Below are 14,495 nucleotides of genomic sequence, written 5' to 3'. Positions count from 1 at the left end.
CACCCTCCCCCGAACCAGGGAGACGCTGCTGTTCGCAGCACGTTCGAAACGCCCGCCGGCGCACGCCTTTCGTTCCGCCACTGCACCCGCAGCGCAACATGGGAAATCCGCGCGGCACCCTATAATCCGCGCTTTCCCCCTGATGAGTTCCACCCCGATGGCGCAGCAAACGATGAAGGCCCTGGTCAAGCGCGAAGCGGCCAAGGGCATCTGGCTGGAAGAAGTTCCGGTTCCGACCCCGGGCCCGAACGAGGTCCTGATCAAGCTCGAGAAGACCGCGATCTGCGGCACCGACCTGCACATCTACCTGTGGGACGAGTGGAGCCAGCGCACCATCAAGCCGGGCCTGACCATCGGCCACGAATTCGTCGGTCGCGTCGCCGCACTCGGCTCGGCCGTGACCGGCTATGAAATCGGCCAGCGCGTCTCGGCCGAAGGCCACATCGTCTGCGGCCACTGCCGCAACTGCCGTGGCGGCCGCCCGCACCTGTGCCCGAACACCGTCGGCATCGGCGTCAACGTCAACGGCGCCTTCGCCGAGTACATGGTGATGCCGGCCAGCAACCTGTGGCCGATCCCGGACCAGATTCCGTCCGAGCTGGCCGCGTTCTTCGATCCGTACGGCAACGCCGCGCACTGTGCGCTGGAGTTCAACGTGATCGGTGAAGACGTGCTGATCACCGGCGCGGGCCCGATCGGCATCATCGCCGCCGGCATCTGCAAGCACATCGGTGCGCGCAACGTGGTGGTGACCGACGTCAACGACTTCCGTCTGAAGCTGGCCGCCGACATGGGTGCCACCCGCGTCGTCAACGTGGCCAACCAGTCGCTGAAGGACGTGATGAAGGAGCTGCACATGGAGGGCTTCGACGTCGGCCTGGAAATGAGCGGCAACCCGCGCGCGTTCAACGACATGCTCGACTGCATGTACCACGGCGGCAAGATCGCCATGCTCGGCATCATGCCCAAGGGCGCCGGCTGCGACTGGGACAAGATCATCTTCAAGGGCCTGACCGTGCAGGGCATCTACGGCCGCAAGATGTACGAGACCTGGTACAAGATGACCCAGCTGGTGCTGTCCGGCTTCCCGCTCGGCAAGGTGATGACCCACCAGCTGCCGATCGACGACTTCCAGAAGGGCTTCGACCTGATGGAAGAAGGCAAGGCCGGCAAGGTCGTGCTCAGCTGGAATTGACCCTTCGGGTCAATTCCCCCGCAGGTCTCCTTATCCCCGCGCCGTCGGCGCGCCCCCTTGAACAACAAGGGGGCTCTCCCCCAGCCGGGGTAAGGCATGCTGCTGGAATTGAAAAAGGCGCCCATTGGGCGCCTTTTTCGTAAAGCGTGCCAGGCAAGCCTGGCACCTACCGTAACGCCTGCGGCGTTACTTGCCGACGGCGACGCTCAGCATCACGCGGCTGTGGGCCAGCTTGCCGGAGTTGTCGCGGCCGTTGCCGTCGGTGCCGTAGTAACCCAGGCCGACCTTGGCCATCCCGAACTGGCGCTCAACGCCGACATTCCAGTCGGTGTAATCCTTGGCGATGCCGTCTTCAAACGTGCTGCGACCGACGTTGGCATTCAGGGTGAAGTCCTTCGGCAGGCCCCAGCTGCCGCCCAGGCCGAAGTACCAGCCATCGGTGCTGCTGTTCCATACATCGTTGGTGTAGGCCACCGTCAGCTTGTAGGTGTCATCCAGCGTGGTGGTGGTGATCAGCTCGTTGTAGTTCTGGTGGCTGGACTTCAGGTAGGTGTAGCGGTTCAGCAGCACGTCGACGTTGACGCGCTCGGTGACGTCCACGCCGTAGCCGATCAGGTAGTCGACCTCGGTCTTCGGATCACCTGCACCGAAGTCCACGCCCGAACCCCACACGCCGGCATACAGGCCAACCGGGCTGGTGTAGGTGAAACCGGCCTGCAGGGTCGGATCCTCGTCGGTCTGCGACACACCACGGAACAGGTAATCGGAAACAGCGGTGACGTTCCAGCTGTACGGCGATTCGTTTTCCTGTGCGCAGGCGGCGAACGGGGCGGCCAGGGTCAGGGCAGCGGCAATGGCGAGGCAGGCACGGGCGTGCTTCATGGGCGTCTCCGAGGGTGGCGGGGGCGGGAAGGGGGAGCGGGCAACCGGCGCCAGACAGGCACGGTTCACGAATTTTTAACCCGTTTGCTATTGCGATGCAACATGTGCCACCCGTGGCGGTGCCCTGCCCGGCCCGGTCGAAGGCCGTCGTAGCCCGGTAGAATCAACGGTTTCCCCGTTCAGAGCCGTGCCCACGCCATGACCGACGCCTCCTCCGCCCTGACCCGCCACTACGCCGAGGAACTGGACGCCATCCGCGCCCAGGGCCTGTTCAAGTCCGAGCGGATCATCACCAGCCCGCAGTCGGCCGAGATCACCCTCGAGGATGGCCGCAAGGTGCTGAACTTCTGTGCCAACAACTACCTGGGCCTGGCCGACCATCCGGACCTGATCCAGGCCGCCAAGGATGCGCTGGATACCCACGGCTTCGGCATGGCCTCGGTGCGCTTCATCTGCGGCACCCAGGACCTGCACAAGCAGCTGGAGAAGCAGATTGCCGACTTCTTCGGCAAGCAGGACACCATTCTGTACGCGGCCTGTTTCGACGCCAACGGCGGCCTGTTCGAACCGCTGCTCGGTGAGAACGACGCGATCATTTCCGATGCACTGAACCACGCCTCGATCATCGACGGCGTGCGCCTGTGCAAGGCCAAGCGCTTCCGCTACGCCAACTGCGACATGGCCGACCTGGAAGCCCAGCTGCAGGCCGCCGATGCCGCCGGCTGCAAGACCAAGCTGATCACCACCGACGGCGTGTTCTCGATGGACGGCTTCATTGCGCCGCTGGACGAGATCACCGCGCTGGCGAAGAAGTACAACGCGCTGGTGCACATCGACGAATGCCACGCTACCGGCTTCCTCGGTGCCACCGGCCGCGGCTCGGCCGAAGTGAAGGGCGTGCTGGAAAAGATCGACATCATCACCGGCACCCTGGGCAAGGCCATGGGCGGCGCAATGGGCGGCTTCACCTGCGCCAGCGCCGAGGTGATCGAGCTGCTGCGCCAGCGTTCGCGGCCGTACCTGTTCTCCAACTCGCTGCCGCCGCATGTGGTGGCCGCCGGCATCAAGGCGTTCGAGATGCTGGCCGCCGCTGACGACCTGCGCGACACCCTGGTGGAGAACACCCGCTACTTCCGCGAAAAGATGGTCGCCGCCGGTTTCGACGTGAAGCCGGGCGTGCACCCGATCAGCCCGGTGATGCTGTACGACGCGCCGCTGGCGCAGAAGTTCGCCGAGCGCCTGCTCGAAGAAGGCATCTACGCGATCGGCTTCTTCTTCCCGGTGGTGCCCAAGGGCCAGGCGCGCATCCGCACCCAGATCAGCGCTGCGCACAGCCGCGAGCACCTGGACCGCGCGATCGATGCGTTCACCCGCATCGGTGTCGAGCTGGGCGTGATCAAGGGTTGATCCCCACCGGCCAAAGCGTGCCGACCAAGGTCGGCACCTACCAGGCGTGAGGGCGTGCCGACCGAGGTCGGCACCTTCCCGGCATCACTTCTTTTTCTTCTTGCCCTTCGGCTCGTCCTTGCTGGCCACCACCACCGGCTTGGCGGCAGCATCCTGGCCGTTGCCCTTGGCAACGCGGATGCCGTTGGCCTTCATCCAGGCGTCGAACTCGTCGGCGGTCATCTTCTTGTCGCCGTTGCTCATCAGGAAGCGGTAGCTGCCGCGACCATCCAGCTCCGGGGTCTTCACTTCCACCACCGGGGTCTCGGCCGGCATTTCCGCCTTGGCCACCTTCTTGTGGCCACCACAGGCGGTCAGCAGCACCATCGGCAGCAGCAGGCCTGCGCAGCGCAGGGTTTGGTTGAGGGTCGGGTGGTACATGGCAGGCTCCGTTCGGGAAATTCAGCAGCCAGACGCCCCCTACGCCTGGAACGGTGGCCGGCAACCGCCGGCCGCGGGCGATGATCAGCCCGGTGCAGCGGCCCCCAGCCGCGGCTGGTCACTGACCTCCAGCACCCGCCACTGGCCCTTGCCGAGATCGCCGAGCTGCAGCCCGCCGATCGCAACCCGGACCAGGCGCAGCACCTGCAGGTCGAAGGCCGCCAACAGGCGGCGGATGTGGCGGTTGCGGCCCTCGTCGAGGACCACCTCCAGCCACGCGGTCTTATCGCCGCTGCGCAGCACGCGCACAGCCTGGGCGACGAGGAACTCGCCCTCGTCTTCGACACCGGCGCGCAGCGCGGCCAGGGTGTCCTCATCGGGCAGACGATCCACCTGCACGTGATAGGTCTTCTGCGGGCCGGTCTCTGGATCGGTCAGGCGCGCGGCCCACTGCGGATCGTTGCTGAACAGCAACAACCCTTCACTGGCCTTGTCCAGGCGCCCGACCGGCGCGATCCACGGCAGGCCGGCACCATCGAAGCAGCGGTACACGGTGTCGCGGCCACGTTCGTCCTGCGCGGTGGTCACCACCCCACGCGGTTTGTTGAGCATCAGGTACAGGCGCTGCGGCGCGCCCATCGGCTGGCCATCGACCTCGATCGGCGGCGCCGGCTGCCCAATCGGGAATTCGGGATCCCGCACGATGCGGCCGGAGACGCGCACGCGGCCATCGGCGATCCAGCGCGCGGCCTCGCTGCGCGAACACACGCCGGCCTTGGACAGCACGCGCGCCAGACCATGACGGACACCGGCGGCTGTGGCAGCGGGAGTCGCACGCCCACGCGGTGCGTGGGAGCGGGCGGCGGGGGCGGCAGGTGGGCGGCGCGTGCGCAAGCCTCTGCTCCCCGCGGTGCTTACTTCTTGTCGACCGGCTTGGTCTCAGCCGGTGCTTCGGCCGGGGCCGGAATGGCGGCCGGAGCCGGACGCGCCTTGACCACACGCACGCCACGCGCCTTCATCCAGGCGTCGAACTCTTCGGCGGTCATGCGCTTGCCGTTCTGGCTCATGTCGAAGCGCCAGGGCGTGTTGTCGAATTCGGTCTGCGGCTTGTAGGCCGCCGGATCATTCGGCTTCACTGCAGGGGCGCTCGGAATGGCCTTGGCGATGTTCTGGCAGCCATCGATGCGCAGGCGCTGCAGCACCTGGTCCAGCGACTGCGACGGATCGTAGTTGCTGCTCAGCACGCCGGCCGGCATGCCCAGCTGGTTGCCACGGATGTAGAGCTCGTCGGCCACCGGCGCGATGGTCGTGGCCGGCAACGGCAGCGGCGAGGCGCTGGTGTTGACCGAGCAATCGACCGCAGCGTGGGCGGCGGGAACCAGGGCCAGCGCCAGGACGGCGGCCGATGCAGAGCGCAGCATGAAGGGCATCCAGAAAAGGAAGTGACGCGGCGAGTTTAGCAATGCCGCGACAGCTTTCAAGCGCCACTTTCAATGAATACGGCAACCCATTGGTTTTACGGACAAAAACCCGACGAACGGTTACCCCGGACCGGCAGGCACCGGATTCCGGGCCGCAGAAACAACAAGACCCGGCCGAAGCCGGGTCCTGCTGTGTCCTACTGGCAGAGCGTCAGAACTTAGTTCTGGACGTTCAGCTCGGTACGACGGTTCTTGGCGCGACCTTCCGGGTTGTCCGAACCATCCGGGTTGGTGTTCGGAGCAATCGGACGGCTCTCGCCGTAGCCGATCGGGCCGACCAGGCGACCGGCGTCAACGCCGTTCTTGGTCAGGTAGTTGTACACGGCGGTAGCGCGACGCTCCGACAGCTTCTGGTTGTAAGCGTCGGTACCCTTCGAGTCGGTGTGACCGGCAACTTCAACGCGCAGATCCGGGTAACGCTTCAGGATCTCGGTGGCTTCGCTCAGGATCGCCACGGCGTCCGGACGCAGGTTCGACTTGTCGAAGTCGAAGTTGACGCCCTTCAGGTCGATGGAGACCGGAACCGGGCAACCGTCCGGACCGATGGTCTGACCCGGCTGCGAGTTCGGGCACTTGTCGTCGCAGTTGTTGACGCCGTCACCGTCGTCATCCAGGTCGGCGCAGCTCGGGGCAACCGGAGCCGGAGCCGGAGCAGCCGCGACCGGAGCCGGGCCCAGCGGGATCACGACGCCGACCGAAGCCAGCACGTCACCGAACCAGTCTTCCTTCGGAGCGGCAACGCTCTGGTCGTCGAAGTCAGCGCGGTAAGCCACTTCGGCGCGGACAGCAACGCGCTTTTCGAAGGTGGTCTGCAGGCCGACGCCCAGCTTGGCGGCAACGTTGCCGTCCTTACGCTGGCGCGGACCGTTGGCATTCAGCGCCGGGTACTCTTCTTCCGACTTCTGGTAGCCCAGGCCACCGACGATGTACGGGTTCCAGCCGCGGCCTTCCTTGATGAAGTGGCGACGCAGGTCCAGCGAGACGCCGTACTGCGACCAGTTCAGGTCCTTGTTCGAATCGAAGTTCGGGTTCTGATAGTTCAGCTCACCGTCCAGCGACCAGTTCGGGCTGATGAACTTGCCCAGGCCCAGGGTCACGAACGGAGCGTCATTGGTCAGACGGTCGCTGTCCTGGAAGTTGAAGCCGGCCGAACCGGTCAGGTACCAGCGGTCATCGAACTCCTGCGCCGAAGCTGCCTGGGCAAAAGCCAGGCCGCCCAGCAGCGCGGCAGTAAGGATCTTCTTGTTCATTGAGTACAGCTCCTATTTCGGGGGTATGAAACCGGTAGAGGCATGGGCCAGCACAAGTGCGTCGATGTACGACAGCCGATTCAGCACGCCACCGCCGCGAACATTATGCTCAGGCGGGTGAAGGCCATGTTAACAGTCCCGTAACATGTGAAGTGTTGCGCCCGACCGTCCGCCGGTCCGACGTTGAAACCCTATACAGGATGATGAAAATCCGCAAGACCCTCACGCTGCAAGGGTTTGACGGGGTTTAGGCGGGGAAAACGACATATTGCGCGGCGCGCTGCATCAAACGGTTCAGCGCGCCTGCGGAAACGTGAGGAACCTTATGATGGAGCCACGAACCCAGCCGGAGCCGTGATGAAAGCCGTCGCCCTGAGTCGTGAATCCGCCACTGCCCTGTGCGATATCCACCTGCCTCCGCCGCTGCCTCCCCGGGGCCGTGACCTGCTGGTCCGGGTCGAGGCGGTTTCAGTCAACCCCGTCGATGGCAAGCAGCGCGCCAGCACGGATCCGGCCACGCTCCAGGCACCCCGCGTGCTGGGTTGGGACGCTGCCGGCGTGGTCGAGGCAATCGGCGACGAGGCGAGCCTGTTTGCCTCCGGTGACGAGGTTTATTACGCAGGCGATGTCACCCGCCCCGGCTGCAATGCGCAGTACCACTGGGTGGATGAACGCCTGGTCGCGCGCAAGCCAACCACGCTGGATTTCGCTGAAGCCGCAGCGCTGCCGCTGACCACGCTCACCGCCTGGGAGCTGCTGTTCGAGCGCATGCCGCTGCGGCTGGACGATCGCCGCCACGCCGGCCAGCACCTGCTGGTGATCGGCGGTGCGGGCGGGGTCGGCTCGATGGCAATCCAGCTGGCCCGCCATGCGGGTTTCGAGGTGATCGCCACGGCGTCGCGCGAGGCCTCGGCCGACTGGTGCCGGCAGATGGGTGCCCGGCACGTGATCGACCACCGGCAACCACTTCAGGCCCAACTGCAGGCGCTGGGCATCGACACGGTGCAGGTCGCACTCAACCTGGCCGACACCGATCACTACTGGGACGAACTGGGCCTGCTGCTGGCGCCGCAGGGACATGTGGGCCTGATCGTCGAGCCGCGTGGGCCGCTGCGCATCGGCGATCCCTACAAAGCCAAGTGCATCGGCATCCACTGGGAGTTCATGTTCGCGCGCTCGCGCTTTGCCACTGCCGACTGCATCGAGCAGCACCGCATCCTCAGCCGCACGGCCAGCATGATCGATGCCGGCCAGCTGCGCGGCACCCTCAGTGAAAGCCTGGGCCCGATCAATGCGGCAAATCTGGACATCGCGCATCAGCGCCTGGCCAGCGGACGCACGGTGGGCAAGCTGGCGCTGGCAGGCTGGGGCGACTGAGCCAGGCTGGAGCGCCGCTGTAAAGCCGAGCCCATGCCCGGCCGTGCGGTCTGATCGTAGCGTCGAGCGTGCTCGACTGATTCATCAGGAGCAGTCGAGCATGCTCGACGACACTGTAGCGGCGGATTGGTCGGCATCTGTATCTATGGAAGTGACTGGATCGGAATTACGGTGGAAACAGATTCCTCTCCCCCGAGACCGTCATGCCCACCGCCCTGCCCTTGCGCCTGCTGCAACTGATCACCGGCCTGTTCCTGTACGGCTTCGGCGCCTCGCTGATGATCCGTGCGGCCATCGGCGTGGCGCCCTGGGACGTGCTGTCGCAGGGCATCGCCGCGCAGACGCCGCTGTCGTTCGGCCTGGCGACCAATGTCATCGGCGCACTGGTGTTGCTGCTGTGGTGGCCGCTGCGGCAGAAGCCGGGTGTAGGGACCGTTCTCAACGTGATGCTGATCGGCCCCTCCGCGCAGTTCGGGCTATGGCTGCTGCCGCCGGCCGTCGGCCTTGGCTGGCAGCTGGCGATGTTCTGCGCGGGCATGCTGCTGGTCGCGCTGGCCACCGGCCTGTACATCGGCGCCAGGCTTGGCCCTGGCCCGCGCGACGGCCTGATGACCGGCCTGCATGCCCGCACCGGCTGGCCGATCTGGAAAGTGCGCAGCCTGATCGAAGGCAGCGTATTGCTGCTGGGCTGGTGGCTGGGCGGCAATGTTGGGCTCGGCACCCTCGCCTTCGCCCTGCTGATCGGTCCGCTGTGTGGTGTCACGCTGGGCTGGTTCGGGATCGGTCGCACCCCGGTAGTGCCGGCCGCTGGCCGGCAGCCGCAGTCCCCCTGAGCTGATCGGGATGCCGGCCAGCGGCCGGCACTACCGCCCCCGGAGTTCGGGGGCAGCGCCGCAGGCGCGGGGGCGTGGAGGCCGGTAAGTGGGGCCCGCGGTTCGCGCAGCGAATTGCGGGAGCGACAGCACGCATGTGCCGAGCGTACCCGGCCAGCGGCCGGCACTACCCCCCGGAGTTCGGGGGCAGCGCCGCAGGCGCGGGGGCGTGGAGGCCGGTAAGTGGGGCCCGCGGTTCGCGCAGCGAATTGCGGGAGCGACAGCACGCATGTGCCGAGCGTACCCGGCCAGCGGCCGGCACTACCCAAAGGCCGGCCCTTGCCCCGGCCGCCGTTTCGCGGCACGCTTCGCGCTTCCGTACGCAAGCGTATCGACAATGTCGCCAGCCAACGAAAGCGCCTACCCCCATCTGTTCGCCCCGCTGGACCTGGGCTTCACCCAGCTGCGCAACCGCGTATTGATGGGCTCGATGCACACCGGCCTGGAGGATCGCGCCCGCGACTTCCCGCGGCTGGCGGCCTACTTCGCCGAACGCGCCGAGGGCGGTGTCGGCCTGATCGTCACCGGCGGCTTCGCGCCGAACGTGGTCGGCTGGCTGAAGCCGTTCGGCGGCAAGCTGTCCTGGCCCTGGGAAGTACGCCCGCACCGTCAGCTCACCGCCGCCGCGCACCAGCACGGCGCGAAGATATGCCTGCAGCTGCTGCATGCCGGCCGCTATGCCTACCACCCTCTGTCGGTGGCGCCGTCGAAGCTGAAGGCACCCATCAACCCGTTCACCCCGCGTGCGTTGTCGGCCAGCGGCGTCGAGCGCCATATCGCCGACTACGCACGCAGCGCGAAGCTGGCCCGCGAGGCTGGCTACGACGGTGTGGAAGTGATGGGCTCGGAGGGCTACCTCATCAACGAGTTCATCGCCCCGCGCACCAACAAGCGCACCGACCGCTGGGGCGGCGATGCCAACCAGCGCATGCGCTTCGCGGTCGAGATCGTGCGCCGCATCCGCGAGGCCTGTGGCCCGGACTTCATCATCATCTACCGCCTGTCGCTGGTGGACCTGGTGGAGGACGGCAGCAACTGGGAGGAAATCGTGCAGCAGGCGCAGGCCATCGAGGCCGCCGGCGCGACGATCATCAATTCCGGCATCGGCTGGCACGAAGCCCGTATTCCGACCATTGCCACCTCGGTGCCGCGCGCCGCCTTCGCCGGGGTCACCGCCAAGCTCAAGCCGCATGTGAAGGTGCCGCTGGTGGCGACCAACCGCATCAACATGCCCGACGTCGCCGAGCGCATCCTCGCCAGCGGCGGTGCCGACATGGTGTCGCTGGCGCGTCCGCTGCTGGCCGACCCGCAATGGCCGAACAAGGCCCGTGCCGGCCGCGCCGAGGCGATCAACACCTGCATCGCCTGCAACCAGGCCTGCCTGGACCACGTGTTCGAGAACAAGCTGGCCAGCTGCCTGGTCAATCCGCGCGCCGCCCACGAGACCGAGCTGGTCTATCGCCCCACCGCCACGCCGAAGAAAGTTGCCGTGGTCGGTGCTGGCCCGGCAGGCCTGGCGTGTGCCACCGTCGCTGCCCAGCGCGGCCACCAGGTCACCCTGTTCGATGCCAACGAGGAGATCGGCGGCCAGTTCAACGTGGCCAAGCGCATCCCCGGCAAGGAAGAGTTCCACGAGACCCTGCGCTACTTCCGCCACACGCTGGCCGAAACCGGCGTGCAGCTGCGCCTCGGCACCCGCGCCGATGCCGCCACCCTGACCGGCTTCGACGAGGTGGTGCTGGCCACCGGCATCACCCCGCGCAAGGTCGACTTCCCCGGCGCCGACCACGCCAAGGTGGTCAGCTACCTGGACGTGCTGCTGGGCCGGGTTGAAGTGGGCACCAATGCGGCGATCATCGGCGCCGGCGGCATCGGCTTCGATGTCGGCGAGTTCCTCAGCCACGCAGGTGAGTCCCCCTCCCTCGACCCGCAACGCTGGATGGCCGAATGGGGCGTGGACAGCGCGTTCGAGGCCCGCGGCTCGCTGGGCCGGCCCGAGGTCGAGGCGTCACCGCGTCGGCTCTGGCTGCTGCAGCGCAGCCCGGGCAAGCCCGGCGCGCGACTGGGCAAGACCACTGGCTGGATTCACCGCGCCACACTGAAGGCCAAGGGCGTGCGCATGCTCGGTGGCGTCGAGTACCTGGGCGTGGACGACGAGGGCCTGCGCATCCGCGTGGAAGGCAGCGAACAGCTGCTGCCGGTCGACCATGTGGTGATCTGCGCCGGGCAGGAACCGAACCGTGCATTGCAGGCCGAACTGCAGGCCGCCGGCATCAACGCGCAGCTGATCGGGGGTGCCGATGTGGCCGCCGAACTGGATGCGAAGCGCGCCATCGACCAGGGCAGCCGGGTGGCCGCCGCGCTCTGATGAGCGCCTGAATGGGGGGCGGAATGTGATTTCCGTCACCCCTGCCGAACCTGAATGTCAAGCCGGGCGGTTCACGATGCGTTCGGCTATCCCCCCCTACCTTGCGCCATCTTTCCGCTCACCAGCCAGTTTCCGGTGAGCCGGCGCAGCCCCTCGATCGGTACTGATCGTTTCTTTTGGGGCTGCCCACGGGGCGGCCCCGATGGCCGCCTCCCCATGACGCCAAGTCGTACCCCGCCTCCTGTCGCCCCCGCGGCCGGAACCGGAGCGTGCGGCCCATACGGAGCAAGGAGTTATATGAAACTGGCCTGGATTCTCTGGCTGTCGCAGTTGTTGCCTCAGCCGGCCGCTGATTCATTGTGTTTGAGCACCACCGTTTACCTGGAAGCCCGCGACCAGACCCTGCGTGGCCAGCAGGCCGTCGCCGAGGTCGCCCTGCGCCGCCTCGACAGTGGCCTGTGGGGCGACTCCATGTGCCAGGTGGTCACCGCGCGCAAGCAGTTCGCACCGACCATCGTCTCGCCCGGCACCCAGCTGGGCAATGATGCGGCCTGGAGCGAGGCGATGAACGTGGCCTTCGACGCCGAGCGCAACTGGGCGCTGCCGGCCGGCGAGCGCCGCGAGATCGTGCCCGGTGCCAGCCACTTCGCCGCGCTGTCCATTGCCAGCCCGAACTGGCGCAATGCCTACCAGGTGGCCACCATCGGCGATCACACCTTCTATAAGGTGCAGAACCTCAAGCCGCGGCAGTCGTAACGATCCGTGCTGGCGGCAGCGTTGCCGCCCGCTGGCAAGCTCTGGGATAGTGGGCGTTTCCCGCCCGCATCACCTGGAGTTCCCATGAAGCTGTACAGCAAGCCCGGTGCCTGTTCCACCGCCGACCACATCGCCCTGCAGTGGACCGGCCAGCCGTTCGAGGTTGAACTGCTGAACAAGGACACCCTGAAGGGCCCGGAATTCCTCAAGATCAATCCGGCCGGTGCCGTCCCCGCACTGGTCGACGGCGACTTCGTGCTGCTGCAGAACGCCGCGATCATGGGCTATATCGCCGACAGCTTCCCGCAGGCCGGCCTCGGCGGCGACGGCAGCCCGCGCCAGCGCGCCGAAGCCACCCGCTGGCTGGCCTTCGTCAATTCGGACGTGCATCCGGCTTTCTCGCCGCTGTTCGCCCCGGGCAAGTTCATCGCCGACGAGAGCCAGTTCGATGCGATCCGCGCCGCCGCACACAAGCGCCTGCGTGGCCTGTTCGAGACCGCTGACAAGCAGCTGGCCGACAAGCCCTGGCTGGCCGGTTTCCGCAGCTTCGCCGACCCGTACTTCTACATCACCCTGCGCTGGGCCGCCGGCACCAGGGTCGACCTGTCCGGCCTGGACAACCTGGCCGCCTACAAGGCACGCATGGACGCCGATGCCGGCGTGCAGGCCGCGCTGAAGGCCGAGGGCCTGGCCTGATCCAGACCATGGGTCGGAGCCGTCTGCGCAGCAGACGGCTCTGCCCCCATCGGTGCAATCGCCACACTCAGCCGATCTGGCGGATCACTTCGCCCTTGGCATCGCGCAGGTAGGTCGGCACCACTTCGATGCGCAGCGCCGCCGCCACCGGGTAGATGCCGCGCTCGGCCCGCACGCCTGCCAGGGCTTCCAGACCCGTCTCGTCCAACGCCCAGCGCGCGCTGTCGGCCGATACCTCGCCGGTTTGACCGCGCGCGGCCGGAATGAATTCCCACTGCCGCTCGCGGCTGACCAGTTCCAGTGATTTGCCGTGGCGCAGGCGCAATGGCAGCAGCTCGCACACGCTGGCCACCTGGCCCGCACCGAGCACCAGGGTGGTGACGCCCGCCTCCTGGCGCCAGTCCAGCGTCTCGATGAACAGCATGCCGGTGCTGGAGCCCTCGCGCTCGCTGCCGGTCTGCACCTGTGCAGCCAGTGCCGGACCCTCCAGCAGGTTGCCGCGATGCAGGTCGCTGATCCACAGCGGCATCGCCGGTTGCAGCGCCTGCAGCACGCCGCGCGTCGACCAGCGCTTGACCGCTTCCATCTCCTCATCGGTCAACCCGACCAGCTGCAGGAACTGCAGGTGGCCATTGGCGGTGTCGCGTGCGGGCAACTGCGGATCTGCGACGAAGGCCAGATGGCACAAGCGCGTGTTGGTCTCCAACGCGATCGGGCCGTTGGCGTTGAGGTGGTGGCCATCCTCGAACACGTTGCCACTGCCGAACACATAGCGCGCCAGGTTCTGCAGCAGGTTCATCGGCCACACCGGTGGCGTGCTGCCGGCGTTCTCACCGGCGTCGGCAGCGAGGCGGAAGGTCAGCTCGAAACCATAGCCACTGGCGGTGGCATCACTGCTCTCCTTTGCGTACAGCTCGGAGAAGCCGTAGGTGATGTAATGCCAATGCGGTACCGGCGCATCCGCCCAGTACACGCTGATGCCATCGAGCGGATCCTGGCCACCGAGCGTGTACGGAAGCGCGGTGCCGAAGTGACGCGGTTCCTGCCCGGCATACAGCGGCGCCAGCGCCGCATTGATCGCGTCCCAGCCGGGGGTATCGGTATCGTCGTGGTCGTCCTGCACGCGGGACTCCTTGTGGGGAAGTGAACCGATCACTTTACGCGGTGGCTCAGGCCTGCACGACCTCGCCGCCACCATTGACCACGGCCGCCTGGGTCTCCTGCCACCAGCGCTGCGCCAATGCCGGGCTACGCGCCTTGCCCACCGCCGCCAGCAGTTCCGGGCACAGGCGCTCCAGTGCCAGCGCATCGGTGCAGCGTTCGATCTTCAACTGCATGAAATAGCCCTTCAGGCCCAGATGCCGACGCACGGCCTCACTCATCGCGTCGTACAGCTGCTGGTACAGCGCCGGGTCCTGTTCACGGCCGGTGCTGATGCTGCGCGTCGGTGCGGTTTCGACACTTCCGCCGATCACTTCAATCAGGCCCAGCGCGGCCAACTGCTCCAGTGCATCCGGCGGTGCCCGCAGGCCTTCGAACAGGCCGCGCAATTCAGTGTCATCGCGATGGCCGTCGACCATCAGCAGGATCGAACGCAGTGCCGCCGGCAGACGCCGACCACGGTCTTCGATTTCCTGACGGCCTGCAGCCGTCTTGGCGTGCAGCAAAGCCATTGCCTCCCCCTCCCTCGATGCGCAATGCCGGCGCGCCCTGGCGGGCACGCTCCCCTGTGTGCCATCCCCGGACGGCACGCGCCTTCCCCGGCGCGCACCGTGTATTGCAGGTCGATGA

Annotated in this window: 14 protein-coding genes; 7 read left to right on the top strand and 7 right to left on the bottom strand. The window is 66.9% G+C overall.

The genetic code is table 11. The annotated features are described in order from the left end of the window. Nucleotides 1-172 precede the first annotated feature (172 nt). Nucleotides 173-1,195 (top strand): L-threonine 3-dehydrogenase, encoded by a 1,023-nt coding sequence (gene tdh / locus ACSYAO_RS04200; protein WP_010483949.1) that lies wholly within the window; start codon nt 173-175, stop codon nt 1,193-1,195. 186 nt (nt 1,196-1,381) lie between these two features. Here the strand turns inward: tdh and ACSYAO_RS04195 are convergent, their stop codons facing one another. Further along, a complete protein-coding gene (locus ACSYAO_RS04195) occupies nt 1,382-2,077 on the bottom strand; it encodes a TorF family putative porin (RefSeq protein WP_049463438.1) in 696 nt (231 codons plus the stop codon). A 198-nt stretch (nt 2,078-2,275) separates the two neighbouring features. Between ACSYAO_RS04195 and kbl the strand changes: the two genes are divergently transcribed. Continuing rightward, a complete protein-coding gene (gene kbl / locus ACSYAO_RS04190; protein ID WP_049463435.1) occupies nt 2,276-3,484 on the top strand; it encodes a glycine C-acetyltransferase in 1,209 nt (402 codons plus the stop codon). Nucleotides 3,485-3,568: 84 nt separating this feature from the next. Here kbl and ACSYAO_RS04185 read toward each other — a convergent pair whose 3' ends face one another. The 4 genes from ACSYAO_RS04185 to ACSYAO_RS04170 all read right to left on the bottom strand — a co-directional run bounded on the left by ACSYAO_RS04185 (nt 3,569) and on the right by ACSYAO_RS04170 (nt 6,635). Beyond that, nucleotides 3,569-3,904: a hypothetical protein gene (locus ACSYAO_RS04185; protein WP_049463434.1), complete on the bottom strand. Its 336-nt coding sequence runs from the start codon at nt 3,902-3,904 to the stop codon at nt 3,569-3,571. An 84-nt stretch (nt 3,905-3,988) separates the two neighbouring features. Further along, entirely contained in the window at nt 3,989-4,798 is an 810-nt protein-coding gene (locus ACSYAO_RS04180; RefSeq protein ID WP_049463432.1) for a pseudouridine synthase, read from the bottom strand. Nucleotides 4,799-4,818: 20 nt separating this feature from the next. Further along, nucleotides 4,819-5,325, bottom strand: coding sequence for a hypothetical protein (locus ACSYAO_RS04175; RefSeq protein ID WP_049463430.1), 507 nt, complete (start codon nt 5,323-5,325; stop codon nt 4,819-4,821). A gap of 218 nt (nt 5,326-5,543) precedes the next feature. Next, nucleotides 5,544-6,635, bottom strand: a complete 1,092-nt coding sequence (locus ACSYAO_RS04170; protein ID WP_010483958.1) for an OmpA family protein — start codon at nt 6,633-6,635, stop codon at nt 5,544-5,546. Nucleotides 6,636-6,992: 357 nt separating this feature from the next. Here ACSYAO_RS04170 and ACSYAO_RS04165 point away from each other — a divergent pair, with 357 nt between their 5' ends. The 5 genes from ACSYAO_RS04165 (at nt 6,993) to ACSYAO_RS04145 (ending at nt 12,704) form a co-directional block, all read left to right on the top strand. Continuing rightward, entirely contained in the window at nt 6,993-8,012 is a 1,020-nt protein-coding gene (locus ACSYAO_RS04165) for a zinc-binding alcohol dehydrogenase family protein (protein WP_049463678.1), read from the top strand. A 203-nt stretch (nt 8,013-8,215) separates the two neighbouring features. Continuing rightward, on the top strand, nt 8,216-8,845 hold the full coding sequence (gene yczE, locus ACSYAO_RS04160) for a membrane protein YczE (protein WP_049463677.1): 630 nt from the start codon (nt 8,216-8,218) through the stop codon (nt 8,843-8,845). A gap of 376 nt (nt 8,846-9,221) precedes the next feature. Beyond that, the gene (locus tag ACSYAO_RS04155; protein ID WP_049461271.1) at nt 9,222-11,252 is read left to right on the top strand and encodes an NADPH-dependent 2,4-dienoyl-CoA reductase; all 2,031 of its coding nucleotides are present in this window, start codon (nt 9,222-9,224) and stop codon (nt 11,250-11,252) included. A gap of 297 nt (nt 11,253-11,549) precedes the next feature. Further along, entirely contained in the window at nt 11,550-12,008 is a 459-nt protein-coding gene (locus tag ACSYAO_RS04150; RefSeq protein WP_004154513.1) for a cell wall hydrolase, read from the top strand. An 84-nt stretch (nt 12,009-12,092) separates the two neighbouring features. Further along, nucleotides 12,093-12,704, top strand: coding sequence for a glutathione S-transferase N-terminal domain-containing protein (locus tag ACSYAO_RS04145; RefSeq protein ID WP_014036113.1), 612 nt, complete (start codon nt 12,093-12,095; stop codon nt 12,702-12,704). Nucleotides 12,705-12,771: 67 nt separating this feature from the next. Here ACSYAO_RS04145 and ACSYAO_RS04140 read toward each other — a convergent pair whose 3' ends face one another. Together ACSYAO_RS04140 and ACSYAO_RS04135 are read right to left on the bottom strand one after the other, a co-directional pair. Next, nucleotides 12,772-13,827, bottom strand: coding sequence for a suppressor of fused domain protein (locus tag ACSYAO_RS04140; RefSeq protein ID WP_049461270.1), 1,056 nt, complete (start codon nt 13,825-13,827; stop codon nt 12,772-12,774). 46 nt (nt 13,828-13,873) lie between these two features. Next, a complete protein-coding gene (locus tag ACSYAO_RS04135; RefSeq protein ID WP_049461269.1) occupies nt 13,874-14,377 on the bottom strand; it encodes a hypothetical protein in 504 nt (167 codons plus the stop codon). Nucleotides 14,378-14,495: the final 118 nt, after the last annotated feature.

Source organism: Stenotrophomonas sp. STK16_22 (assembly GCF_051984505.1).
In the GTDB taxonomy this organism is placed as follows: Bacteria; Pseudomonadota; Gammaproteobacteria; order Xanthomonadales; family Xanthomonadaceae; genus Stenotrophomonas; species Stenotrophomonas maltophilia_A.
This window is presented reverse-complemented; position numbering and strand designations above follow the sequence as displayed.